The 24548-nt window shown below is 34.8% G+C and carries 25 protein-coding genes; 5 read left to right on the forward strand and 20 right to left on the reverse strand.

Going from position 1 to position 24548, the window contains the following annotated elements:
- Positions 1-30: 30 nt before the first annotated feature.
- The 7 genes from STERM_RS16800 to STERM_RS22415 form a co-directional block, all read right to left on the reverse strand.
- Positions 31-894: a PhzF family phenazine biosynthesis isomerase gene (locus STERM_RS16800; RefSeq protein ID WP_012862824.1), complete on the reverse strand. Its 864-nt coding sequence runs from the start codon at positions 892-894 to the stop codon at positions 31-33.
- A 48-nt stretch (positions 895-942) separates the two neighbouring features.
- Positions 943-1302 (reverse strand): hypothetical protein, encoded by a 360-nt coding sequence (locus tag STERM_RS16805; protein WP_012862825.1) that lies wholly within the window; start codon positions 1300-1302, stop codon positions 943-945.
- Between the two features lie 161 nt (positions 1303-1463).
- A complete protein-coding gene (locus STERM_RS16810; protein ID WP_012862826.1) occupies positions 1464-2510 on the reverse strand; it encodes a zinc-dependent dehydrogenase in 1047 nt (348 codons plus the stop codon).
- A gap of 22 nt (positions 2511-2532) precedes the next feature.
- Complete coding sequence (locus STERM_RS16815) at positions 2533-3921, reverse strand: PTS fructose transporter subunit IIC (protein ID WP_012862827.1); 1389 nt, start codon at positions 3919-3921, stop codon at positions 2533-2535.
- A 162-nt stretch (positions 3922-4083) separates the two neighbouring features.
- Positions 4084-4530: a PTS sugar transporter subunit IIA gene (locus STERM_RS16820; RefSeq protein WP_012862828.1), complete on the reverse strand. Its 447-nt coding sequence runs from the start codon at positions 4528-4530 to the stop codon at positions 4084-4086.
- 89 nt (positions 4531-4619) lie between these two features.
- Complete coding sequence (gene deoC / locus STERM_RS22410; protein WP_012862829.1) at positions 4620-5294, reverse strand: deoxyribose-phosphate aldolase; 675 nt, start codon at positions 5292-5294, stop codon at positions 4620-4622.
- Positions 5295-5309: 15 nt separating this feature from the next.
- On the reverse strand, positions 5310-6455 hold the full coding sequence (locus tag STERM_RS22415) for a mannitol-1-phosphate 5-dehydrogenase (RefSeq protein ID WP_012862830.1): 1146 nt from the start codon (positions 6453-6455) through the stop codon (positions 5310-5312).
- Between the two features lie 184 nt (positions 6456-6639).
- On the opposite strand from STERM_RS22415, the gene STERM_RS16835 reads away from it, so the two are divergent.
- From STERM_RS16835 to STERM_RS16845, 3 genes are all read left to right on the forward strand, one after another.
- Positions 6640-7377, forward strand: coding sequence for a GntR family transcriptional regulator (locus tag STERM_RS16835; protein WP_012862831.1), 738 nt, complete (start codon positions 6640-6642; stop codon positions 7375-7377).
- 215 nt (positions 7378-7592) lie between these two features.
- On the forward strand, positions 7593-8060 hold the full coding sequence (locus tag STERM_RS16840) for a MarR family transcriptional regulator (RefSeq protein ID WP_012862832.1): 468 nt from the start codon (positions 7593-7595) through the stop codon (positions 8058-8060).
- A gap of 120 nt (positions 8061-8180) precedes the next feature.
- Positions 8181-8714, forward strand: a complete 534-nt coding sequence (locus STERM_RS16845) for a flavin reductase (protein ID WP_012862833.1) — start codon at positions 8181-8183, stop codon at positions 8712-8714.
- Between the two features lie 85 nt (positions 8715-8799).
- Here the strand turns inward: STERM_RS16845 and STERM_RS16850 are convergent, their stop codons facing one another.
- Positions 8800-9390 (reverse strand): TetR/AcrR family transcriptional regulator, encoded by a 591-nt coding sequence (locus STERM_RS16850; RefSeq protein WP_012862834.1) that lies wholly within the window; start codon positions 9388-9390, stop codon positions 8800-8802.
- Between the two features lie 495 nt (positions 9391-9885).
- On the opposite strand from STERM_RS16850, the gene STERM_RS16855 reads away from it, so the two are divergent.
- Positions 9886-10677 carry a hypothetical protein gene (locus STERM_RS16855; protein ID WP_012862835.1) on the forward strand — a complete coding sequence of 264 codons (792 nt, stop codon included), beginning with the start codon at positions 9886-9888 and terminating at the stop codon, positions 10675-10677.
- 98 nt (positions 10678-10775) lie between these two features.
- Here STERM_RS16855 and STERM_RS16860 read toward each other — a convergent pair whose 3' ends face one another.
- Genes STERM_RS16860 through phnW form a run of 8 tightly spaced genes read right to left on the reverse strand, consistent with a single transcriptional unit; the run spans position 10776 to position 19140 of the window.
- Positions 10776-11840 (reverse strand): ABC transporter ATP-binding protein, encoded by a 1065-nt coding sequence (locus STERM_RS16860; protein WP_012862836.1) that lies wholly within the window; start codon positions 11838-11840, stop codon positions 10776-10778.
- Between the two features lie 25 nt (positions 11841-11865).
- Positions 11866-12729: an ABC transporter permease gene (locus STERM_RS16865; RefSeq protein WP_012862837.1), complete on the reverse strand. Its 864-nt coding sequence runs from the start codon at positions 12727-12729 to the stop codon at positions 11866-11868.
- A complete protein-coding gene (locus tag STERM_RS16870) occupies positions 12729-13547 on the reverse strand; it encodes an ABC transporter permease (RefSeq protein WP_012862838.1) in 819 nt (272 codons plus the stop codon). The genes STERM_RS16865 and STERM_RS16870 overlap by 1 nt, the downstream gene beginning before the upstream one ends.
- Positions 13544-14608 (reverse strand): ABC transporter substrate-binding protein, encoded by a 1065-nt coding sequence (locus STERM_RS16875; protein WP_012862839.1) that lies wholly within the window; start codon positions 14606-14608, stop codon positions 13544-13546. Before STERM_RS16875 ends, STERM_RS16870 begins: the two co-directional genes overlap by 4 nt.
- On the reverse strand, positions 14605-15840 hold the full coding sequence (locus STERM_RS16880) for a PHP domain-containing protein (RefSeq protein WP_012862840.1): 1236 nt from the start codon (positions 15838-15840) through the stop codon (positions 14605-14607). Before STERM_RS16880 ends, STERM_RS16875 begins: the two co-directional genes overlap by 4 nt.
- Positions 15837-17213, reverse strand: coding sequence for an aspartate aminotransferase family protein (locus STERM_RS16885; RefSeq protein WP_012862841.1), 1377 nt, complete (start codon positions 17211-17213; stop codon positions 15837-15839). The genes STERM_RS16880 and STERM_RS16885 overlap by 4 nt, the downstream gene beginning before the upstream one ends.
- A gap of 2 nt (positions 17214-17215) precedes the next feature.
- Entirely contained in the window at positions 17216-18040 is an 825-nt protein-coding gene (gene phnX / locus STERM_RS16890; RefSeq protein WP_012862842.1) for a phosphonoacetaldehyde hydrolase, read from the reverse strand.
- Entirely contained in the window at positions 18028-19140 is a 1113-nt protein-coding gene (gene phnW / locus STERM_RS16895) for a 2-aminoethylphosphonate--pyruvate transaminase (protein WP_012862843.1), read from the reverse strand. The genes phnX and phnW overlap by 13 nt, the downstream gene beginning before the upstream one ends.
- 452 nt (positions 19141-19592) lie before the next feature.
- Between phnW and STERM_RS16900 the strand changes: the two genes are divergently transcribed.
- On the forward strand, positions 19593-20966 hold the full coding sequence (locus tag STERM_RS16900) for a DUF2828 family protein (RefSeq protein ID WP_012862844.1): 1374 nt from the start codon (positions 19593-19595) through the stop codon (positions 20964-20966).
- 460 nt (positions 20967-21426) lie between these two features.
- On the opposite strand, the gene STERM_RS16905 is transcribed toward STERM_RS16900, so the two are convergent.
- The 4 genes from STERM_RS16905 to STERM_RS16920 form a co-directional block, all read right to left on the reverse strand.
- Entirely contained in the window at positions 21427-22242 is an 816-nt protein-coding gene (locus tag STERM_RS16905) for a Cof-type HAD-IIB family hydrolase (protein WP_012862845.1), read from the reverse strand.
- Between the two features lie 268 nt (positions 22243-22510).
- On the reverse strand, positions 22511-22789 hold the full coding sequence (locus tag STERM_RS16910; protein ID WP_012862846.1) for a hypothetical protein: 279 nt from the start codon (positions 22787-22789) through the stop codon (positions 22511-22513).
- A gap of 83 nt (positions 22790-22872) precedes the next feature.
- Positions 22873-23706 (reverse strand): PTS system mannose/fructose/sorbose family transporter subunit IID, encoded by an 834-nt coding sequence (locus STERM_RS16915; protein WP_012862847.1) that lies wholly within the window; start codon positions 23704-23706, stop codon positions 22873-22875.
- Positions 23706-24542, reverse strand: a complete 837-nt coding sequence (locus STERM_RS16920) for a PTS mannose/fructose/sorbose/N-acetylgalactosamine transporter subunit IIC (RefSeq protein ID WP_012862848.1) — start codon at positions 24540-24542, stop codon at positions 23706-23708. The genes STERM_RS16915 and STERM_RS16920 overlap by 1 nt, the downstream gene beginning before the upstream one ends.
- Between the last annotated feature and the right edge of the window lie 6 nt (positions 24543-24548).

Raw genomic sequence — 24548 nt, forward strand, 5'->3', positions numbered from 1 at the left:
TGTCCGGTTTTATTTATACTGTATTTTATTTCAAAGAAAAATCTCTCCGGCATAAACCGCTTCCCCTTTGATCTCCACATTAAGATTTCCGTATTCTTTTTTTACCTTTACATAAATCATTCCGCTTTTCCCGATTTCCTGTCCCTGTTCCACTGCTATATTTTTCTCATCCAAAGATTTTATAAAGCTTATATAATATGCTCCCATTACTCCTGATGCAGTTCCTGTAACCGGATCCTCCACTGTTCCGGAAAACGGCGACGAAAAATGTCTTCCGTGCATGTCTGCATCTTTATCATAAGTTTCAAGACAGAACGGATGTACAGATGCTCTTGGCTTTTGCGTCAATACTTCCGGAAACCTTTTATTCTCAGGCTTCATTTTTGAAAAAATATCCAGTTTTTTTATCGGTATCAGTAAAGTCCATATTCCTGTACTTCCATACATTATCGGCAGATCATCGTCTATGTCCTTTTCTTTTATCCCTATTGCTTCAGCCAGCTTAGCTTTATCTCCCTTAAATTCCTCAAACTGTGCCGGAAGCTGTTTCATTGATATGAAGGTTTTTCCTGTATTCTGAACTTCCATATTTACATCAATTATTCCTGACAGTGTTTCTACGGTTTTTATTTTTTTGTTTTCTTTTTCAAATAATGCTTTTACTCCGGCAATCGTAGCATGACCGCATAAATTCATTTCATGTCCCGGAGTAAAATAACGCATTTTTATATCCGCCTCTTTTGAAGCAAGTAAAAATACAGTCTCATTAAATCCTATTTTTCCGGCTGCTTTCTGCATTTCATCTTCTGTAAGATCATCACATTCGAATACCACTCCTGCCGGATTACCCATGCCGGCTTTATCTGTAAATGCTTCATACTTGTATATTTTCATTATTTCCCCTCACTAATAATATATTTTTTCATATAATTACAAAAATCTTTATTCTGAATAAAATTCACAAATTTCCTTTAGATTATACTTTTCTGATATTTCACTTTCCCAAATTACATACTCTTCGTTTGAACACGGCTCGGGATATGGAACCCCGTGTAACCAGTACATATTACCATATACGAGAAGCATTGCCCAATGATATTCAGTCTCATGTATCAGACAATACGCTTCCCCGGCTCTCTCTGCTTCTCTGGCTAAATTCGATTCATTAACAATTGTGTCAGCTTCTTCATATGTTTTACCTGCAAACCTGACTATGTTCCATTTTACATATTCACAAAAACTAAATTGATTAAATATAATTTTTTTGTTTCCGTCATAAAAAACAAGGCCGTCTCGAACCATAAAACACCTCAGTATTCAGATTATAATCCTGATTATATCATAACCACCCACAGTATTTAAGTATATTCCAAAATGATATCTGGCAGTATACATAAAAAATGAGCCTTTCAGCCCATTTTTAAACCTCTGTATGAATATTTTCCACAATTATATTCTTATTACTAATCCTCAAAATTAATTACATTTTTCAAACCGCTTCCATCTGCGGCTTTTTTCACTGCTTCATTTATTTCATCAAGCTTAAATCTGCTTGAGATTATTTTTTTCATTGGAATAAGACCATTTTCTACCAGTGCCAGTGATTTTCTGTATTGTATAAGACTCGCACGTGCACTGCCGTGTACAGCAAGCTGTTTATAATGTATTGTATTTGAGTTTAACTGTACGTTCTCTCTGTCTTTAGGCAGTCCTCCGAAAAATAATACTCTTCCGTTCATATTCATTAGCTCTATTGCAGAACTTTGTGCTTCCGGTGACGGAGCTGCTATTATGCTTACATCTACTCCGTTTCCCTTAGTTTCTGCCATTATTTTCTCTTTTAATTCTGCCGAAGTCACTGTTATTATATCAGGGTCAAGCTCCTTACACAGTGCCAGTCTGTCTTCGGAAAGATCATTCATAAACACCTTTACTGCTCCCTGTATTTTTGCAAGAAATGCATGCATTATCCCTATCGGACCTGCACCAATTATAAGTACAGTGTCGCCGAGTTCTATATTTACTCTGCTCTGTCCGTTAAAAACACATGATAACGGCTCTACAAGCGCTGCTTCCTCATATGATATTTTATCATCAAGCTCTACAAGATTTCCTTGATTTACTGCTTTTGCAGGAATTTTTAAATATTCTGCAAAGCCGCCCTGAAGATTTATCCCAAATGCTTCATATGTTTCACATAAATGAGTATTTCCGCTGACACATCTGTCGCATGTACCGCATCCCATATTAGGTGCTATTGCCACTCTCATTCCTTTTTTATACTTTTGTACATTTTTTCCTGTTTCAGCTATTTCACCGCTGATTTCATGACCGAGTATTCTCGGATTGTTTTCATCCACTCCTGCATAACCGTTTTTAAACATTCTTATGTCAGTCCCGCAGATAGCTGCAGATTTCACCTTCACAAGTATTTCATCATCATTTATTGATGGTTTTTCTGTTTCTTCCAGTCTTAAATCATTAGCATTGTATAGAAATGCCGCTTTCATAAATGCCACCTCTCTTTTTATTTTATGCGTTAACCGCAACTTCTTTTTTCTTTTTCAGAATTATCACTGCGAATGCTGCTACTACTGTTCCTGCCGCTATGGCAATGATATATCCGAGCAGGTTACTTACTGCTCCCGGTATCGGAAGTACGAATATCCCCCCGTGTGGAACTGCCAAACCGCATTTAAACAGCATTGAAAGTCCTCCTGTAACTGCCGAACCCAAAACTACTGAAGGCAGTACTCTCAAAGGATCCGCCGCCGCGAATGGTATAGCTCCTTCGGTTATAAACGAAAGCCCTAATACCCATGCTGTTTTTCCTGCTTCTCTTTCTTCTGCCGTAAATTTATCCTTTGCTATAAGAGATGCAAGTGCCATACTTAACGGCGGTATCATACCAGTTGCCATTACCGCAGCCATTACCATTGATGTCTGTCCGGGCTGTAAGCTTGTAAGTGATGCCACACCGAAGAAATATGCTGCTTTCCCTATAGGTCCAGCCATATCTATGGCCATCATTGCCCCGAGTATTATTCCCAGTCCTATAGAGTTTATACCGCTCAATCCGTTCAGCCAGTCTGTCATAAAATTATTTAATGCTGTAAATGGTTTTCCTAAAACATAAATCATAACAAGTCCGACTATCATTGAAGACAATAACGGTAAAATAAGTACAGGCATTAATCCTTGAAATGCTTTTGGTATTTTTATTACCTGCTTAAGTAACATTATAACATATCCTGCAAGAAAACCTGCAACTAATGCTCCTAAAAAACCTGCACCTATAGCATTGGCAAGCATTCCGCCTATCATCCCCGGAACAATTCCCGGTCTGTCAGCAATTGAAAATGCTATAAACCCTGCAAGTACCGGAAGCATTAATGCAAATGACGTTCCTCCGCCGATCTGCATAAATGCTGCTGCTAATGTTCCCTGCTGATCTCCCGCATTTATTCCACCCAGAGCGAATGCAAGAGCTATCATTATACCCCCTGCTACTACAAACGGAATCATATATGATACACCTGTCATCAAATGTTTGTAAGGCCCGAGATTTTTTTCTTTTGCCGCTTTTGTCTGTTCTGCTGCTTTTTCCGCCTGATACACTGTTGTCAGCTTTGAAGCTCTTTCTATAAGGGCTTTCGGATCTTTTATTGCCTCATCCACATTTACCTCTATAAGCTTTTTTCCTACAAATCTGTCTTTATTCACCGATGTACTTGCGGCTATTATTACTGCATCTGCTTCTCTGATATCCTTATCGGTAAGTACGTTTTCCGCTCCTATTGAACCTTGTGTTTCTACTTTCATTTCCACATTCATTTCTTTTGCTGCTATCTGTAAAGCCTCTGCTGCCATATAAGTATGTGCAATTCCTGTCGAACATGATGTTATCGCTACATATTTCATAAAATATTCCTCCTCCTAGTGCTGCAGCCTGTTTACTTCCAGCCGGATAATTCTGAAAGTGAACAGAATACTGCACTATACCTTTTCTCTTTTAAATTTTAATATTTGAGTAGACCGGCGAAGTACAAGTAATTTGACATTGACATACTACTGAATAAAACATCAGTTATTCAGTAATTCTATTATTTCAGCAGGATTTACTGCATTTCTGAGACCATCTCTAAATTCCTTATGCATTAATTTTCTTGCAAAGCTTGTTAATATTCTTATATGCGTATCATCTGAATTTTCAGGAACCGCTATTAAAAATACAAGATCACTCTTAACTCCGTCCATTGAATTAAAATCCACACCGCCGTTTATTCTTCCGAATGCCAGTGAAGGCTCCTTCACGCCGACACTCTTGCCATGAGGAATAGCTACTCCCATTTCCACTCCTGTAGACCCTATTTCTTCTCTTTTCAATACATCCTGAAAATATACTTCTTTATCCAGAAGTCTTCCCTCTTTATCCAAAAGCTCCACAAGTTCATTTATTACATCCAGCTTTGTTTCACCTTTCAGATTTAAATTAATAAGATTTTCATTCATCAGCTTATTTATATCCATTCTTTCTCCTTCCAAAGTACTTAGCCATTTCTTTGCTGTTTACAGTAAGATGTCTTTATATCCAGATTTACAGACCGGCTTATTTTCATCTATTTATTTCTTTTATCATATTCATTCATAATTTCTATTCCGGCACTTGTCCCTATTCTTTCAGCCCCTGCTTCCACCATTGCCAGGAATGTATCAAGATCTCTTATACCGCCTGCTGCTTTTACCTTTACTTCATCTTTTACTATTGATTTCATCAGCTTTACATCCTCTAACGTAGCTCCGCCTGTTCCGAATCCTGTTGATGTTTTTATGAAGTCCGGTTTCACTTTTGCTGCTATTTCACTTACTTTTATTTTTTCATCATCTGTAAGATAGCAGTTCTCAAATATTACCTTTGATAAAATATTCTTTTCTCTGCATGCTTTTACGATCTCTGTCATTTCTCTTTCTATGTAATCATAGTCTTTTTCCTTCAGCTTTCCTATGTTTATTACATAATCAATTTCATCTGCCCCGTTTTCTATAGCCTGTTTAGTTTCATGCACTTTATTTTCTATAGTTGTCTGCCCAAGAGGAAAACCAATTGCTGCTCCCACATGTACCCCGGTTCCTTTCAGAAGCTTACTGCATAATTCCACAGGATACGAATTTATTGCTACCATCTTGAAGCCGTAATCTGCCGCTTCCTTACAAAGCTTTTCAAAATCTTCTTTTACTGCATACGCTCTAAGCTGTGTATGATCCACCATTTGTGCCAAATCTTTTTTTTCCATTGTTATCCTCCATTTTTATAATTTTTCGTAATTTGATTTAATAATTGTAATAAGCTCATCAGGAATGGAATTTTCCGTAACTTTTTTTAAAGTTTCTTCTACTCCTGCTGTTTTAAGCATTTCCTGCAGTTCCACAGACTCCCTGTCAGAAGGAACATCATATTTTAATGCGTATGAAATCCCTGTTAGTAAATTTTCATTGGGAAGTCCGTATTCAAGTGTTCCAAGTAACGGTCTTATAAGTCTCTCCCTTACACCGAGCTTCCTTAAGGGTTCTCTTCCCACTCTTACTGTGCTGTCTCCAAGATACTTATTTTCGAAACGCTTTAGTATCTTTTGTATATATTTTTCATGCTCTTCTTTGTCAAAACCGTATCTTTTTATTAATACAGCACCGCTTTCTTCCATTGCACCGATTATTATTTTTCTTATTTTTTCATCACAGACAGCCTGGTCTATAGTTTCGTAATTCATGTAGACTCCCATGTGTGCAGCTATTATGTGACCTGTATTTACAGTGAAAAGTTTTCTTTCAATATACGGGGTAAGATCTTTCTTTTTTATCATTCCCTTTAGTGTAAGCTCTCCTTTTATAAGAGTTTCATCTGCTATCCATTCGTTGAAATCCTCCACTATTGTGTATGTTGCCTCTTTCCCCTCTATTTTTCTCGGCGGAATTAATCTGTCCACCGCTGAATTTACAAATCCTGCATATGTTTCCATATACTCCTTTTCATTCTCATCCAGATATTTTTCTACTTTTGATTTCAGGAAAGTAGAAGCTTCGAGTTTGTTTTCACAGGCTATTATATTAATGTATCTTGTAATACCGCTGTTTTTTCTGAATTTGATTATCTCTGCCACTGTTGGTGCTATTATTTCCAGCACATTAGCCCCCACTGCTGTCGTTATAAGGTCTGTCTCCGGCACTTTTCTTTTTATACCCTCCAAATCTCCCGATAGTAATCCGCATACATTTTTTACTGTTTCAGTTTTGCTGTTTGCCCCTACTGTCTCCACTGTATACTCATTATCTTTATTCAGCTGGGATATGATTTCCTCATTTACGTCAATAAATGTGACATTATATGAATTTTCAGAAAGTATTTTCCCTATAAAGCCTCTTCCTATACTGCCGGCACCAAAATGAAAAACTTCCATAACTGCCTCCTTTTTCAAATCTAAATATGTTACCCTATGTTTCATTATGTAATATTATGTCATCTTATGTAATAATATGTTACCACATTTTTTTATTTTGTCAATAGAAAAATTATTTATTTGAAAAATTTTTCAAAATAATATAAAATTGTTATAATATGAAAAATGAGGTGTTACTTTACAAATGAAAAAACAAATAGATAAGAATATAGGAATTCCATTATATGAACAGATTCTTGAAATAATATACAATGATATACAAAACGGGGTTTTTGCATATGGTGAGATCATTCCCAAAGAACTGGATCTATGTAAAATATACAATGTAAGCAGGCCTACTATCAGAAAAGCCATGGACATCCTTGTTCAAAACGGGAATCTGATTAGAATAAAAGGCAAGGGAACTTATGTTTCCTCTGATAAAAAAATAAAACAGGAGTTTACACACATTATTCAGAACTTTAATGCCGAAATGTCACAAAAAGGAGTAAGTCCCGGTACAAAAGTCTTAAAAAAACTTCTTGTTACACCGGACAAGCAGACAAGAGAAAAGCTGGAACTAAAAAGTGATGAAAATGTAATAGAACTCGTGAGACTGAGATATGCCGACAATGAACCGCTTCTGATTGTTACCACGTATATCCCTTATGAGAGGGCTCCCTTTTTATTTAAAAAAGATTTTGAAAAGGTTTCTCTTTATGATTCTTTCGAAGAAAAAAATATTATCATAAAAAAAGCTGTACGAACATTTGAAGTGCAAAAAGCAACAAAAGAGCTCTCGAATCTCCTTACTATCTCAAAAAATGATCCTGTTTTTTACTTTGAAACTGTTGCTTATTCGGATAAAAATGTTCCTTTGGAATTCTCTAAATGTTTTTACCGCGGCGATAAAAATAAATTTGTAGTTGAAATAATAAAATAAATAAAAAACTGTTTTGAATAACAAGTATCTGTAATAGCTCTGTTTTGAAACAGTTTTTTTGAAATACGGCAGTTTTGTTTATATTTTGTAAAAATCAGCTGCTTACTGGTTTTGCAGGCTTCCGGCTAAAGAGTGCTTCTGCTTCAAAATATTCAGCCTGCATTATTGAAATAGCAGCAAAAATTCTGTATAATATTTAACGAGGAGGAAATATTATGAACAGGGAAGAGCAGGTCATAACAGGTTTCAGAGGTTTATTAAATAAAATAGTCCGGCTTAATAAATTTCAGATGGAAGACAGCCTTAAAGGTTATAAGCCTTCTGAAGTGCATTGTATTGAATACATCGGGAAAAATACGGACCCTAATGTAACAAAGCTTGCAGAAGCTTTTTACATGACTAACGGTGCAATAAGTAAAATGGCAAAAAAGCTCATAAAAAAAGATCTTATTGAAAGCTACCAAAAACCGGATAACAAAAAGGAAATCTATTTTAGGCTTACTGAACACGGAAAAAAGGTCTATGAAATACACGGAAAACTGCATAAAGAGTTTCAGAAACGGGATAAGCCTGTATTTGAACAAATAAGCGAAGAACAATTCAGAAGCATTCTCAGCTTTATCAAAAGCTATAACAAACATCTGGATGAAGAAATAAAAAAACTAAATACTAAATCAAAATAATGTAAACAGCCTGTCTTTTTTAGATCAGGTTTTTTTATTGACTAAGAAACAAAATGATGCTATTATATTTTATGTTTCCAAGGAAACAAATTTTAGGATTTTAAAAGGAGAATTTATAGAATGGATATTAATCAGTTATTCAAAAAAATTTCTGCCGAAGATATGAATGATAATGTATTCACATTAGTTGGAAATGACTTTTTTGCTGCTACTGCAGGTAAAAAAGATCATTATAATTCTATGGTTGCCAGCGGAGGAGGATTTGGAGTTCTTTTCAAAAAGCCTGTTTCATGGTGTGTTTTTAGATCAGACCGCTATACACTTGAAATGATTCAAAAGGAGCAAACATATACATTATCTTATTTTCCGGATGACTATAGAGAACAAATGATGTTTTTAGGAAGTAAATCAGGAAGAGACAGTGACAAAATGAAAGAAGCCGAGCTGATTAGCATCGAAACCCCTTCCCAAAATATGTCTTTTGAAAAAGCAAGGCTGATTTTCGAATGTAAATTAATGCAGATTACTACCCCTGATCCTGATGATTTTTATTCACAGGAAGCCAGAGATTATATAAATGAAACTTACAAAAAGTCAAGCGATCATCGTAAATTTGTAATCGGTGAAATTACTGATATCTGGATAAAAAAATAAAAACTAATAAAAAATATGCTAAATACTTGTCAATATCAGCATATTTTTTATTTATTATGAAATTCTCATAATTTTATATAATTCATTAATTTCCTCTGTATTTAAGCCCTGACCATATCATTTCAGCAAGCATGTCTATTCCCTCATCATCCAGTTTTATATTTTCGAACATTATGCTTTCTTTCAAAAATTCATATATTACCCCGATAATAAACGTCGAAATAATATCTACATCCATAGATTTGATAATTTTTCGCTCTATAAGAAGTCCCATAAAATAATAAATCGGTTTATTTCTTTTGAAACGGCCTTTTTTTATATCACTTGAAAGATAAAAAGAACTCTTTGACTTAATAACAAAATGAAGCATTTTCGGATTTTCTTTATAAAAATTTATATGTCTTTTTACCATGTCCAGCACAAATTCCTTACAAACTTCCGCATCTGTATTTATATCCACTTCCATCAGTCTTCCCTGATCAAGATATTCTGCCAGACTTATCATACAGTATTCATATAATGTATCAATCAGATCTTTTTTCCCGCTGAAATAAAAATAAATATTCCCCGGGCTGGCATGTATTTTTTGCGACAGCTTTCCCATAGAAGCCTTCTCCAGTCCTACTTCCTGTATCAGATCAAGCATTCCTAATAAAATTTTCTCTTTTGTATCCATTTTTCTCCTTACTGGATAATTATTTCGTATCCGTTTATTTTTATCCATCTCTTTTTCTGATATATGATAGGTTTTCAGAAGATGTGCAAATTATTTTCCCGCCGGAATATCAAGAATGAGTACTCTGTCTTTCTTATTTTCCCTTTAACTTATTTAAATTATACACATTAAACCCTGACCTGTCAATACAGCTTCATTATTAATCAATTGTGCCTTTAATTATTTTTGAAAAAATTTCCTGTAATATACCTGAGTATAATTTGACTTTACAATTTTGCACATTACTCTTTTTATATAAAAGAATTTTCTGTTATTTTTAGTTTAATATCCGACTAACAAAAAACTTTACTCTTCAATCAATTAATGATACTATTAAGTATAGTATTTATAGTTTGTGTAACTAATTCTATATTTATTTTATTAATCAGAATTAGTATCATAATAAGTATTAATAATAATATTGCATTAAAAATTTCAGGTAAAAGGAGTCTACATATGAAAAAATTTTTTAAAAAATTAATTTTTTTGACGCTCATAATGACTTTATCTGCACAATTTGCAGCAGCTGATGATGTGGATGAAATTTCAAAGAAGCTGGCAAATCCGGTATCTGATCTTCATAATCTTCCTTTGAGATATGATTATGATAAAGATGTGGGACCTTACTACGGTACCAGAAATACCCTCAGAGTCCAGCCGATTTTATCATTTAAACTAAATGATGAATGGTCAGTTATTTCCAGAACAGTTATCCCTCTCATTACACAGCATGATGTCATTCCGGACAGCACACAGACAGGTGTGGGAGATATTCAGGAAAGCCTGTTTTTCTCTACTACTACAAAATCAAAAGTTATCGTTGGTTTCGGACCTATATTCTCGATCCCTACCTATGATAATGATTTCAGCAGCAAGAGATTCGGTGCAGGACCTACTGCATTAGTTCTGATAGATCCTGGAAAATGGACAATAGGCGGAATGGCAAACCATGTATGGTCATTTGCCGGACCGGGTACTGACGGAGACAAAGGATATTTTTCCAAAACACTGGTACAGCCTTTTATTACCTATCAGCTTCCTAAAGGATGGTCAATCGGTCTTAACAGTGAATCTACATATGACTGGAAGGAAGATGAGTGGCTAATTCCTCTTACTCTTCAGGTAAGTAAGGTAGCTAAGATCGGAAATATGCCGATAAGCTTTGCACTTGCCCCGAATTATTACGTAGAACGTCCTGACAGCGGACCTCGTTGGGGTGCAAGAGCTATAGTCACATTTGTATTTTAATAATTTAAAATTTTATAAGTAAAAATGAGCCGTTTGATTTTTGAGAATCTTCTCACAATTCCGGCTCATTTTCTATTTATCATTATTTCGGCACTATCTTATATTTCCTGATATACATGACACGATTCATTGTCAAGCTTTAGAAACAAAATTTCATCTTTTTCAAAAACCCTTTTATTACCTGCCTCCAAATCAAGACAAAGCTCTTTTCCATATTCTGTAGCCAGCTTATAACGCACAAAACCACCCAAAAAATTCCTTATGATAACCTTGGCTTCAATTGTATTTTCGCTCTTTTCTTCTGAAACCTCCAGTTTTTCCGCTTTTATGAATATTACTACATTATCTCCGTCTTTTATTTTTTTATCCAGACTGTCAAAATACATATTCTTGCTATTTTCTAGCCTGATCAGCTTTTCACCTGCTGACAGAACCTTTCCATGCAGTTTTGAAGAATTCCCTATAAATTCCGCAGTAAATTTATTTTTAGGATTATCATAAATCTCATTTGGAGTTCCCATTTCTACAATTTCACCTTTTTGCATAACAGCTATTCTATCAGACATACCCAGAGCCTCACTCTGATCATGTGTAACATAAACAGTGGTTATTCCCAGTTCCTGCTGCAGCTGTCTTATTTCATCTCTCAAAATCCCTCTTACAGAAGCATCTAAAGCTGAAAGCGGCTCATCCAGAAGGAGTATTCCGGGATTTAGTACAAGAGCCCTTGCCAGAGCCACACGCTGCTGCTGACCGCCTGATAACTCATGCGGATATCTGTCCTCAAGATATTCAAGACCTACTTTTTTCAGCCATATCAAAGCTTTTTCCTTTGCTGTTTTCTTATCAATTCCTCTTGCTTCAAGTCCAAAAGCAACATTTTTAATAATAGTCATATTGGGAAATAATGCATAATGCTGAAAAACCATTCCTATATTTCTTTTTTTAGTAGGAATTTTTCCGAAGTTTTCATTGTTATACATTATAGAACCGCTGTTTGTTTCTTCAAGACCGGCTATTAATTTTAGCAGCGTGCTTTTGCCGCAGCCGCTTGGTCCTAGTAAAGTCAAAAATTCGCCTTCCCTGATATCCAGATCTATTTTATTTAATACCTTATTTTTACCGTAATATTTTTCTATGTTTCTAAGTCTGAATTCATTCATAATTATTTTTTCCTCTTTTCTAAATTCACTGATTTTTTAATATCTTTCCTGTAAGTGAGCATACTGCCACAAGTATAAATGTCATTGCAGTACCTGTAAGAACCATGGCACTTGCCATATGACCGTCGATTCTCATTAATTTATTCAGAAATACCTGATATGTTTCCCAGCCTGATCCTACTATCAGCTGTGCCAGAGCAAAATTATTAAATGTAGTGGTAAACACCATAATTCCTCCTGTAAGCATTCCTTTTTTCAAAGAAGGAACCAGTATTTTCAGAATAAATTTCCATGTGGGTACTCCCAGTGTACATGAAGCGTCATAAAGAACTCCGGCATTAATACTCATAAAAGTATTTTTCAAAGACCAGAGCATAAACGGAAAAGCAAAAACAGCTTCACTGAAAATCAGCAGTACCGGACTTCCCAGCAAAAGCGGGAAAGCCTCTCCATAAAATGTTACCGTGGATAAGGCCAGAACCACTCCAGGAAGAGCTACCGGTATTATAGAAATTGTTTCCAGCAGCGTCATCATTTTTTTATTTCCGGAAAGCTCCACACCTAATAAAGCTGCTGTTATTATCAGAATATCCATTAAAACTACAAGAAATGAGACCAGAAAGCTTCGGGCGAATGATGACCAAAACAGAGAATTCATGAATAACTCCCTGTATGCATTAAGCGACCATACTTCCGGAAGCAATGTCATATTCCATTTTCCCGAAACTGAAAACAGTACTACTGATATTACAGGAAATATTGTATAGATTAAAAATAAACCTGTCACAATATAAAATAAAATCTTTTCATAGTTTGTCTTTACACTTAATTTCCATTTTTTTACTTCAGAATTATCCAGTGTAATTTCCATATAATTTTCATTTTCCATTATCTTAACCACCTGCCGGCTTTTTCATTTGTTTTTTTATATATAACTATAAATATCATCATTATGAGAAATAAAAGTATTGAAATCGTATAGGCATCTACCTGCCTGAACAGCGACATCTGCATCAGATATCCTATCTGTATGGTTATCAGATTTATTCTGTCTGAAGAAATAGCCTGTGCTGTAGCATATGTTCCCAGAGATGTAAGAAATACCAGTGTTGTAGATGCCATAAAAGACGGAAAAAGAACAGGTCCGGCTATTTTCAGTATATATCTTTTCTTTCCGGCTCCCAGAGTACATGCTGCACTCCACCATTCCGGCTTTAAGGAACCCACTGCCGGAAGAAATAAAATTGTCATATACGGTACTAAAAAACTCAGATATGCAAAGTGAATTCCTGTTAATGAGACTATATCAAAATTTGGATATATGCGAATCCCTATCCTTCTCAGAATAATTGTCAAAAATCCATTTGTCCCCAGTGTAGCGAGTAATGCAAAGGCAAGCCCTATCCCGCCGTTATTTGCGGAATAATTCAAAAATGAAAGGAACCAGCTGTGCTTTGCCAGCCTTTTATACCATAATACCGCTATTATACTTCCTGCCGCCGCGGACTCTGCCGTTACCCAGACTGACAATATCATGCTGTTCTTTAATCCCTCTATATACAAAGGATTTGACAATACTCTTATCCATGAACCCAGTCCCTGACTAAAGCTCTTAAATATAAGACCGACTAATGGCAGAATCAGAAAAAACAATGACAGTACAATATACGGAACAGTCAAAATTATTCCTTTTCTCCTCTTGTTCATTGTGAAACAACCTCTTTTTCCCATCTGTCTGCAATTACATCAGGTGTTATTTCACTCCAGCTCTGCGGCTTGCCTACTTTTTTATAAAAGCTGTCAGGAAGCATCTGTTTTTTTATTTCCTCGGGAATAATCAGATTCCCTGCTACTGCTCTTACAGGCATTGCCCCGCCTTTGGCGAATTCAAGCTGTCCTTCATCAGAAGTAACAAAATCAGCAAATGCTTTTGCAAGATTCGGATGCGGTGCATATTTATTCAGAATCAAAGCTCCGGGAGCATATATAGAACCTTCCTTGGGAAATACTATTTCCAGATTTACTTCATTTGCCAGCTTTCTTTTATTTCCAAGAGCAAGAAAGTCATATTGTATAGTTATGGGTACTTCGCCTTTTTGTATATTTGCCGTACTCCCTTTTATATTCTTTATATTTCCCAGTTTTTGAAGCTCTGCAAAATATTTAAATGCAGGATCAAGATTTTTTACATCCCCTCCAAGTGCGTAAGCCACTGCAAGAACCATATTTACCCCTGAACCTGATGAACGGGGATCAGCTATGACAATACTGTTTTTATATTCAGGCTTTTTTAAATCCTCCCAAGATGTAGGAATATTTTTCACAAGATCTTTATTAACCAAAATTACAGGTACTCCTACATAAAGCCCGGTAAAATTTCCGTCCTTATCCTTTGCCCAGTCCGGTATTTTATCCCAGTTAGCATTTTTATACGGGAGCGTTACGCCCTCTGTTACTGCTATTTTCCCCCATACCATTCCTATTTCCGCAGAATCAGCCTGCGGATTGTTTGCTTCTGCCTTAAATTTTGTTATTTCCTCAGCACTGCTCATATCAGTATCCACACGGGTATTTCCAAATATAGAATTAAACTTTTCAAAAACCCCTTTCCAGTTTGCCCAGTCATCAGGCTGTCCGTAAGTTACATATTTCCCCTCTTTTTTAGCCTGTTCTATATCTGCTGGTGTATTTGGATCTATTGCTTGTTTTTTCCCGCATGCTGTTATAAAAACCAATCCCAGCAGGCTTAACAATAATAGTTTTTTCATATTTTTCCTCCTTGATTTCTATTATAATATTTATTAAGCAGACCTTCTAAAAGCTCCCCTTGAAAATCTGCCGTTTCTTCAGTCTTCTCATTTTCTATAATACTTCCTTCAATAAAGCATCTGTTATCATGGACAGGAAAGTATTCCCTTAAAAGAAATTCTGTAAATTTTACAAGCCTGAATTCGCCGTAAATTCTGGTACCTTCATTTGGTATACTCTCTACTGCTACCGAATAAAATTTTTTTATATTCTTTTTCAGATCATCCAAGGTAAGAGTTTCTGAAAAAACAACCGTATAAAACCATCCTGCATAACTGTTATGAATACCATGTGCATCGCTTACCCCGACTATGGGAATTTTCTGTTGTTTTTCCCTGCTGTTATTATAATAAGCGGTCTGAAGATTGTTTGATTCCGTTTCATGACCACCCAAAAGCTCAAATGCACAAAACGGTTTTTTTTCAAACATGTAGTCTACCAGATTTAATGGTACATTATAAATATTTTTTGTTATCCAGAAAGGATGGCAGAATATCGAAAGGCCCCCGGATTCCCTTATTTTCTCAAAACACCATACGCAGGAAGCATAAACATATTTATCAATGAATTCCGGAAAATCCTCCAGATTTTGTATAATTTCCTCTACTTCTTTCCGGTAAGTTTCCTCATCCTTCATTTTTTCATTTATACTTTCCTTACCACCGAAATTAATAATATGTACATAATTATCAGGAGGATGAACCTCTTCTCCGGGAAGTATCAGAAAATCACTTTTTATATTTTTAAAGCTTTCTACAGCTTCAAGCGAAGCGTTATAATTCCTGTGATCAGTAATTGCTATAAAATCGAATCCCATTTTCCTCATATTAAGAGCCACATATTCCGGACATTCCAAACCGTCAGACCTGTTTGTATGCATATGCAGATCACCCTTGTAAGGATTTTTATAAAACAAATCCTTATCACAGGCATAAACAGAAAATCCTTCATTTATTCCGATGTTATCTTTATCTTTTATAATTATTCTGTATTCCTGTTCTTTTTTCAGTTTCAATTCTGTTGATAAAATTCTGTTTTTTGGCTTTAGTGCTAATATTCTTTTTTCTCCTGTATCCATTCCATATATTTCTACAAAATATTCATTAGAAGTTTCTTTTTCATACAATAATTTTATATTTAAAATCTCTTTTTTATGTGTTTCAAAAATTTTAGGATAAACATCAAATTTCATCTTATATCATCTCCCGACAATTCTTCACTAAACGCTTCATCTAGAAGTATTACCGCATGACTAAGCTCTTCTTTTGTAATTATCAGAGGCGGCATTAATGTAAGGACATTTCCCTGTGATACTTTGAAACTAAGTCCTTTGTCAAGACATCTGTACATTATTTTTTCTGCAAGCTCTCCTGCTTTTTCTTTTGTATCCCTGTTTTTTACCAGCTCTACAGCTCCCATTAGTCCTATTACTCTTATATCTCCTATTTTTTCATATTTATTATACAATTCTGTCAGCCTTTCAAGAAAAAATCTGCCCATCTTTCTTACATAATTCAAAATTCCGTCATTTTCTATTTTCTCTATCAGGGCTAATGCTGCAGCACTTCCAAGAGGATTTTTTTCATGGGTAAAATGTCCCAGAGCACTGTCCTGACATATATCCATTTTTTTATCGGCTATTACAGCTGACATAGGTATCAGTCCGCCGCCAAGTCCTTTTCCTATCACCAGAATATCAGGCTCTATCCCGTAGTTCTGAAAAGCAAACATTTTTCCTGTTCTGCCGAGTGCTGTGGGAATTTCGTCCAAAATCATTACTGCATTATATCTGCTGCATATCTCCCTTAATCTTTTGTAATATTCCACAGGAGGAATCTGAACATCTGTACTCCTCACAGTTTCCATAATTACAGCACATATGTCCCCTTCCCTTTCAATAATATATTCCAAATAATCAAGACACTTAAGCTGACATTGTCCGCAGCTGCCAAACATACATCTGTAAGAATTATAAGGCATTATATGCTCTGTTCCGGGCATAAGCGGTCCGGCATTCTTCCTGAAAACACTTTCACCTCCTATTGAAATAGTGTCCAGTGTTGCTCCATGGAAAGAATCCCATAAAGATATTGTTTTATAGTTGCCGGTATATTTTCTGGCCAGTTTTAATGCAATGCTCATTGAAGCTGCCCCGCTTGTAGTAAAAAGTGTTTTGTATTCTTTTTCACCCATTGAAGTACATAATTTTTCTGCCAGCTTTACTGCTGCTTCATTTGTATATCTTCTTGGTGAAAATGAAAGCTTCTCCATTTGTCTTTTTACACTCTCGACTATATCCTCATTGTTATATCCGAGCTGATGCAGGCTGTTTCCATGAAAATCCATGTACTTTCTGCCGTCGGTATCTTCAATATAAATTCCGTTTACACTTTTTACTACATTCAGACAAGGTGTGGATAATGACTGATGAATAAAATAAGAGCTGTCATCGTCAAGTATTTTTTGTGTCTCTTTTGATATATTTTTTTTCTGCCATATTTTTCTGTATTCTGAAATATTTATATCCCCTTCTCTTTTAAGTGACTCTGTTATTTTTTCCTCCATTTTTATTCACTTGTCCTGTCTGTTGTATTTTTCCCAAGCCTTATATTTATTAATTCTATTATATTAAATATTTCCGAAAGATTATCTATTGTATAATGTGCCCCGGCTTTAAAATATTCATTTTTCACTTTTATTCTCAAGGCTTTTTTTTCTTCCGCAGACAAACTGTCGAACTCTTCTTCAGAAAGTCCTGAAAGACTGCTCCCTTCTATTACTCCCACACTCCACACTCCGGCATTTCGTCCTTCTTCTATATCTACAATGGTATCTCCGATTTTCACGGCTTCCTTTACATTCATTATTTCCAGTTTTATTAGATTTTGAAAAATCATATACGGATACGGTCTGCCGTAATTCCCGATAAGATCAGGTGTTATCCAGAAATCAGGATTATAACCGTTTTCTCCGGCTACTCTGGTTACTATATCCATCATATTTTTGGTATAGCCTGTTGTAGAGCCGATTTTGTAGCCTTTATTTTTAAGCTTTTCTATTATTTCCGCATTATTTCCAAACGGTTTGCTGTATTTATCAATTATTTCAAGAACAGCCGGCTCAAAGCTCTTATATAATTCATCTATATCAGATTTTTCCGGCTCTTTACCATATACCTCTTTCCATTTATCCCTTACTCTTGAAAAAGCCAGAATTTCCTTTATGTGGTCATATTTAAGCATTCCCATTGGCTTTCTTGCTTCTTCTACAGTGATTTCCACTCCTTTTTTTGAAAAAATAGAAAGAAATACGTTTACTGGCGAAAAGCTGCCGTAATCTATCACTGTTCCTGCCCAGTCAAAAATTAATGCCTTTATCTTTAGTTCTTCCACCCTAATACCTCCGTTGTATATTTCTCTATACTTTTCAGCAGTTTTTCCATATCTTCTTTTTTTATATCACCGATATTTCCTATTCTAAAAATGTTCTTGCCGGATATACTGCCGGGATATATTACAAATCCCTCTTTTTTTAAAAAATCATAAAAATCCTTAAAACTATATTTTTCATTTTTAGGATTTTGAAATGTAGTAATAACAGGTGACTGAATATTTTTAGGAATCAGGCATTTGAACCCGAGTTTTTCCATTCCTTCTGACAATATTTTCTGATTTTCACTGTATCTTTTGTATCTTTTGGTGATCCCGCCCTCATCTTCCAATTCTTCCAGTGCCTGACAAAATGCTCTTACCACATGTGTAGGAGAGGTATATCTCCATTTCCCGCAATCTTTTTCCATCACTTCCCACTGATCGTATAAATCCAGCGACAGGCTGTGAGATATATTTTTGCATTCTTTGATTGCTTCTTTTTTGCAGATTATAAATGAAAAACCGGGGACACCCTGTATACATTTATTTGAACTGCTTACAAGAAAAGCTATATTATTTTTTTCAAAATCTATTGGAATACCTCCGTAACTGCTCATCGCATCTACCAGAAATACCCTGTTGTTTATTTTACAAAGCTCGCCGATTTCATCAATATTATTCAGAATCCCAGTTGTTGTTTCACAGTGTACCAGTACTATATGCGTTGCCATACTGTTTTCTATTACTTTTTTAGCTGACTTTTTATCTATACATGTATCATACGAAAATTCGATATATTCATAATTTTTATTTGCTATATCTGCTATTTCTTTTATTCTTTTTCCATAAACGCCGTTTGACAAAATAAGAAGCTTATCTTCATCCTTTATTACACTTCCGATCATTGCCTCTACCCCGAATGTCCCGCTTCCCTGCATTGGAACAGCGGTATATACATCAGTATCTGCCCCTCCTGCTTCAAGAATTTTTTTTCTCATATTCTGAACCAGTTCCTTATACTCATTATCCCAAGTACACCAGTCTTTAAGCATGACATTTTTTACTCTGCTGCTTGTGGATAAAGGTCCCGGCGTAAGCAGCTTATAATGCTTTTCTTCCATATTCTTCTCCTGTTCCCAGATTATTACCTGATTTTTTATGACACAATGTTATCATTATCTTTTATAAAATAAAACCCTTGTTTACAGGGTGTTTACTGTATCTTTATTATTTTTTTACATCCATCTGAATTTTTTGTTATTTTTTAGACAGTATTTTCAGATATTCAAGTATATTTTGATAATAAATTTTATGTAAATAATCTGTAAAGGAATTGCAAAGGAATTGTTTTTTCTTTTTTTGGAAAAAAGTTTTAAATATAAATTTTCAAAATTTGATATAAAAAATATATAATTTAGAAACAACAGCAGAAATCATTGAAAATATATATTTTTCAAAGTATTTATAATGCTGTATCATAAAAAAATTTTTCCATTCAATTAATTTTTTTGGTTTTGATTATTGACTTTTTCAATATTAATGTTAAAATAACTATGAAGAAAAGAGGTGTGTTATGAATACATTTATAAACTTATTGGGGAATTTAAAAAGAACTGAAAAAAATGCCCCAGCGTATAAAAGTTCATTAGATCCGCTAACGGATTTATTTTTTTTAGTACTTTATTACAGAAATGACCACTCCAGGCTAAATAATCTGTTAAAGGAGATAATAGAAAAATATGGTGCTAATACTGCACTCAAAGCTATTTTTGCCTTAAGAGACCCTCGAAATGGCATGGGTGAAAGAGCCGTCCCAAAAAAATTACTATATTATCTGGCTGATATTTCTCCAGATCTTATAATAAAAAATCTTGATAAAGTTATCGAATATGGAAGAGTTGATGATTTGCTTACTCTTCTGGATACAAAAATTGCCGAACAGACTGCTTTTTTTATAAAAAATAATATTGAAAAAAATCAGCTATTTGCTAAATGGCTTCCAAGAGATAATAAATCCCTAAAAAACTATGCATATATTCTTATGAATTTCTGGAAAATGAAGCCAAAAGAATATAGAAAATTTATAACTCAAAATAATAAAGTAGTGGAAAGCCAGATGACAGCCAATAAATGGCATGAAATTGAATATGAAAAAGTACCTTCCAGAGCTGCACTTATATACAGAAATGCATTTTCAAGGCATGACAATTCCAGATATAATCTCTATCTTGAAGATGTTGCGAATAATAAAGCCAAAATAAATACCTCTGTATCAACACCAAGTGATATTGTTTTGAAAATACTTAAGAATTCTTATGATACTACTCTTGAACTGGCATGGAAAAATCTAAAAGATTTTGCACCGGATGTGAGCTATCTTCCTGTTATAGACGTTAGTGGCTCTATGTATAATTTAAGCGATAGTATTTACCACGCTTTAGCATTAGGTACTTATTTTGCACAAAAAAATAAGTCGGATTTCAGAGATATTTTTCTAACTTTCTCTGAAAATCCCGAATTTGTAAAATTAGAAGGAGAAAATCTTCTGGAAATATTAAACAATCTAAAAAAAGCCTCGTGGGGTTATACTACAAATATAAATAAAGTTTTCGAATTAATTTTAAATACTGTAAAATCCGGTGCAAATAAAGAAGATCTCCCTAAAAATATTCTCATTCTTTCAGATATGGAATTTGATGCAGGTGTAAATACTGTTACTAATTTCGATACATGGGAAAAAGAATTTTCAAAACAAGAAGTTACATTGCCACAAATAGTATTCTGGAATTTAAATACACGAAATATGACTTTTCCAGTAACTATGCATAATAATGGTACTGTACTTTTATCCGGATATAATCCGCAAATGTTGGGAATGCTTAATGATGTGTCAAATCCTGTACAGTATGTTCTCTCATTTATTGAAAAATTCCCCATAAATGAATAAGTTTATTTTTAATATAATAATTCAAAAAATAAAATATATATTAAATACCCTTGATATAACTGGATACTTATAGTATAATTATTAATATAGACAGCTAACAGCAACTAACTTGATATCCGAGCTGAAGGTGCAGGTGTGAATCCTGCCGTCAAAAGATGTAGCTTAAATAATAGAGTGTCAGCATTCACAAGACTGCTGTCTGAAAATAGATAACTAACAGCACATATTTTCTAAGGGATTAAAGGGTCGCAGGTTCAAGTCCTGCCAGTTGGAAACAACTGTAGCTCAGAGAAAGAGCATTTAATGAAAAACAGTTATCTGAAATATAGACGACTTACAGCAAACCAAATTTGAATATTCCAAATTCTTAGGGTCGTCTGAAATAATAATACTTAATAAGTTTCTAAAAATAAAAAATTGCTCCTGTAATTCCAGAGCAATTTTTCTTTTATATTTTCTGCTAAAATTTTATAAAATGTTCTATAGCTTCAGTCAAGCCGTCTGCATTGTTATCTTTTTCCGTTACATAATCCGCTGATTTCTTTACATGCTCGTAAGCATTCTGCATTGCAGCACTATACCCAGATTCCTTGAGCATTTCTATGTCATTTTCCCCGTCGCCTATTGAAAGTATTTCTGATAAAGGTATTCCCGAATATTCAGAAAACCACTTTAAAGCAACAGATTTATCAGAACCTGCCGGTACTACTTCAAGAAGAAAATCCAGTGAAAACATTGTCTTTATATCATTGCTCACAGCACTTTCCTGTAATTTAGCCGCTGCTGTTTCCAGATTTTCTCTTTTTCCCACCAGCAGTATTTTCATGAAATCAATATCTTTATAATCATTTATATCCTTTATAAATACCTTTGTCTGATGGTTGCTTGAAACCTCCACTTCGAGCTCTTCGTTATCCTGTGTTATATATATGAGATTTTTTTCATGAATACAAAAACTAATATCTATTTTATTTTTCATAATGATATCATATACTTCTTTTATAATATTAAAATCCAGTTTTTTTACATAAAGATTTTTTCCTTCCTTTATATCATGAATTATTCCGCCGTTATATGCTATAAAGTATCTTATCTTATCATCAAGTCCTGCTTTTTTTATAAGTCCCAGCATTCCAAAAGCAGGTCTGCCTGATGCAAATAAAAATTCTCTTCCGCTTTCCAATACTCTTTTTACAGTTGCACTGTTTTTTTCCGATATTGCTTCATTTAATCCCAGACTTGTTCCGTCCATATCAGCTACTACCATTTTTATCATTGTTTACTCTCCTTTTTGATCTTAAATTTTGTTTTCATACAGAAATTTAATAAATTATCTAAGATATTTACTATTGCCTTTATCCCAATATTTTTACAATAGTATATTTATTTATAAATTTATCAAACTTCCGTAAATACGTATAATTCATAATTTTTTTGAGTAAATCAAAATCATTTTAAAATTTTGTACTGGTGAAAGAATATTCAATTAACTAATTATAGCATAACTTGATCTGCTTTTCGTTAAAACCGGCAGAAAAGCACTGCTAAACATCGGAATTTTCCGCGAGATTCAGCATACGGCGTATATTTTCCCTTCCTTTTTTTATTCCCAGATTAATTACTGCTGCAAGCAGAAAACAAGCTGCCGTTAATATAATTCCTGTCACGCCAGCGGCAAAGCGAAGCCCTTTTCCCTGAAATCCCCAGTATGCAGTTACCAAAAAAATACTTGAAACCGAAAGAAACATTCTTAACCATTTTTCCAGTTTTTTTATTTCTTTTGCCTGTAATGAAGCTTCTACAGTTAATTCCTTGGAATTCATGACAAATCCTCCCTGAAATATTAAATTTGGTTACACAGCATTAATTTCAAAACTGTGTAACCATTATATAAATCTATAAATTTTTAATAAGTAAGTCCTGGATTAAAGAATCCGAGAAGAACTCCCACAAATGCTATAACCACAAGAATAAGCATTACTGTAGTCGGTGACATCTTTTTCTTTTTCATCAGCCACCAGCAGAATATCACAGTAATCGCTGACAGCAGCTTTGGAAATATCCCGTCAAACGTTTTCTGCAGATCTATAATTGTACCGCCTTCGGCATTACTAAGTTTAAAAGAAGTTGTTATATTTATCCATGTAGCTGCAACAGCTCCTATAACTATAGTTCCTACCATGATTACAGATTCTCTTATTGCAGTGGCTTTTTCACCCACTATTACTTCTACTGCTTTACCTCCCAGCTCATATCCCTTAAAGTATAAGAGTCTCATACCCGATATAGCCAGTATATTCCATACTATAATATAGAAGATCGCTCCAAGAGGTGATCCGCCTCCCGAAAGTCCCAGTCCGATACCTAAAAGTATCGGAATCAGAGTTCCTACAATAAGCGAATCTCCGATACCTGCCAAAGGTCCCATAAGACCCGCACGTATCCCGTTTATCATTTCACTGTCTATCTGCTCTCCGTTAGCTCTTGCTTCTTCCAGTCCTGCAGTTATCCCCACTACCACAGTCCCGATCTGAGGCTCTGTATTGAAGAAAGCAGTATATGTTTCCATTGCTTTTTGCTTTTCCTCTTTATCATCATATAATTCATCAACTATAGGCAGCATCGATACAAGATAACCAAATGTCTGCATATGCTCCTGTGAAAAACAGGTAAGATTTCCATAAAACCAGTTCCAGAAAGATTTTGTCAGTGCTTTTTTAGATACTTCTTTTCTAGCCATTATATATCCTCCTCTTCATCATCAACTGCTGATACTGTTGCTTTTTTTAGTCCCACCAGTTTTATATTATAATAAAGAATTGCAAAAAATCCGCCTACTATAGCTGCTCCTATAAGATTTACCCCCATACTTGCCGCGAGCGTAAACCCGAAGAAAAATGTTATTAGATCCGTAGGCTTTGTGACTACCTGTTTTAATAAAATTGCTATCCCTACTGCCGGCAGCAGACTTCCCACTGTAAACAGCGTTTTCATCGCAATACCGTCCATAGGAAGATAATTCTTAATAATCTGAACCATATATTCACCTGATATCGTTATTATGAATGTAGGTATAAAACTGCAGATTATATGCGAGATCCACGGATAAACCATATTTACGAAATAAAGATTCTTAAAGTTGCCTTTTTCTATAGATTTCCATCCTATATGCTGCCAAAGCAGGTTTACTGTTGCCGTACCATAAAATAATACTGTTCCTAAGGTTCCCACTGCTGCCCCCAGTGCTGCTGCAAGCTGTGTTGCTTCAGTAGTACTGGGATCTATGCCAAGTCCCTTTATAGACACTATGGCAAGAGGTATACCAATGTAGCTGATGGCACGAACATCTGCTGATACTGTACCGCCCGGCGTTACAAGTGCTATATAAATTACCTGTATTGCCGCTCCTACTATAATTCCGCTTTTTATATCTCCTAAAATAATACCGACTACCAGTCCTGCCACCAGCGGACGCCCTAAAGTATAATTTCCTATAGTTGTTCCTCCCAGTCCGGGCATGCTTGACAAGCAGGCAAAAATTCCCAGTAAAACTGCCTGAATCAGATTAATATGCATAGTTAA

This window comes from Sebaldella termitidis ATCC 33386, from assembly GCF_000024405.1.
Lineage (GTDB): Bacteria > Fusobacteriota > Fusobacteriia > Fusobacteriales > Leptotrichiaceae > Sebaldella > Sebaldella termitidis.

What these genes read in the sequence shown, in the direction of transcription:
- STERM_RS16805 (WP_012862825.1), bottom strand. Translation starts at nt 1,302, where the DNA reads ATGGTTCGAGACGGCCTTGTTTTTTATGACGGAAACAAAAAAATTATA.
- STERM_RS16820 (WP_012862828.1), bottom strand. Translation starts at nt 4,530, where the DNA reads ATGGATATAAATAAGCTGATGAATGAAAATCTTATTAATTTAAATCTG.
- STERM_RS16900 (WP_012862844.1), top strand. Translation starts at nt 19,593, where the DNA reads ATGAATACATTTATAAACTTATTGGGGAATTTAAAAAGAACTGAAAAA.
- STERM_RS16910 (WP_012862846.1), bottom strand. Translation starts at nt 22,789, where the DNA reads ATGAATTCCAAGGAATTAACTGTAGAAGCTTCATTACAGGCAAAAGAA.
- STERM_RS16835 (WP_012862831.1), top strand. Translation starts at nt 6,640, where the DNA reads ATGAAAAAACAAATAGATAAGAATATAGGAATTCCATTATATGAACAG.
- STERM_RS16850 (WP_012862834.1), bottom strand. Translation starts at nt 9,390, where the DNA reads ATGGATACAAAAGAGAAAATTTTATTAGGAATGCTTGATCTGATACAG.
- phnW (WP_012862843.1), bottom strand. Translation starts at nt 19,140, where the DNA reads ATGGAAGAAAAGCATTATAAGCTGCTTACGCCGGGACCTTTATCCACA.
- STERM_RS22415 (WP_012862830.1), bottom strand. Translation starts at nt 6,455, where the DNA reads ATGGAAGTTTTTCATTTTGGTGCCGGCAGTATAGGAAGAGGCTTTATA.
- STERM_RS16810 (WP_012862826.1), bottom strand. Translation starts at nt 2,510, where the DNA reads ATGAAAGCGGCATTTCTATACAATGCTAATGATTTAAGACTGGAAGAA.
- STERM_RS16815 (WP_012862827.1), bottom strand. Translation starts at nt 3,921, where the DNA reads ATGAAATATGTAGCGATAACATCATGTTCGACAGGAATTGCACATACT.
- STERM_RS16840 (WP_012862832.1), top strand. Translation starts at nt 7,593, where the DNA reads ATGAACAGGGAAGAGCAGGTCATAACAGGTTTCAGAGGTTTATTAAAT.
- deoC (WP_012862829.1), bottom strand. Translation starts at nt 5,294, where the DNA reads ATGGAAAAAAAAGATTTGGCACAAATGGTGGATCATACACAGCTTAGA.
- STERM_RS16885 (WP_012862841.1), bottom strand. Translation starts at nt 17,213, where the DNA reads ATGGAGGAAAAAATAACAGAGTCACTTAAAAGAGAAGGGGATATAAAT.
- STERM_RS16875 (WP_012862839.1), bottom strand. Translation starts at nt 14,608, where the DNA reads ATGAAAAAACTATTATTGTTAAGCCTGCTGGGATTGGTTTTTATAACA.
- STERM_RS16905 (WP_012862845.1), bottom strand. Translation starts at nt 22,242, where the DNA reads ATGATAAAAATGGTAGTAGCTGATATGGACGGAACAAGTCTGGGATTA.
- STERM_RS16870 (WP_012862838.1), bottom strand. Translation starts at nt 13,547, where the DNA reads ATGAACAAGAGGAGAAAAGGAATAATTTTGACTGTTCCGTATATTGTA.
- STERM_RS16800 (WP_012862824.1), bottom strand. Translation starts at nt 894, where the DNA reads ATGAAAATATACAAGTATGAAGCATTTACAGATAAAGCCGGCATGGGT.
- STERM_RS16865 (WP_012862837.1), bottom strand. Translation starts at nt 12,729, where the DNA reads ATGGAAAATGAAAATTATATGGAAATTACACTGGATAATTCTGAAGTA.
- STERM_RS16855 (WP_012862835.1), top strand. Translation starts at nt 9,886, where the DNA reads ATGAAAAAATTTTTTAAAAAATTAATTTTTTTGACGCTCATAATGACT.
- STERM_RS16860 (WP_012862836.1), bottom strand. Translation starts at nt 11,840, where the DNA reads ATGAATGAATTCAGACTTAGAAACATAGAAAAATATTACGGTAAAAAT.
- STERM_RS16915 (WP_012862847.1), bottom strand. Translation starts at nt 23,706, where the DNA reads ATGGCTAGAAAAGAAGTATCTAAAAAAGCACTGACAAAATCTTTCTGG.
- STERM_RS16845 (WP_012862833.1), top strand. Translation starts at nt 8,181, where the DNA reads ATGGATATTAATCAGTTATTCAAAAAAATTTCTGCCGAAGATATGAAT.
- STERM_RS16920 (WP_012862848.1), bottom strand. Translation starts at nt 24,542, where the DNA reads ATGCATATTAATCTGATTCAGGCAGTTTTACTGGGAATTTTTGCCTGC.
- STERM_RS16880 (WP_012862840.1), bottom strand. Translation starts at nt 15,840, where the DNA reads ATGAAATTTGATGTTTATCCTAAAATTTTTGAAACACATAAAAAAGAG.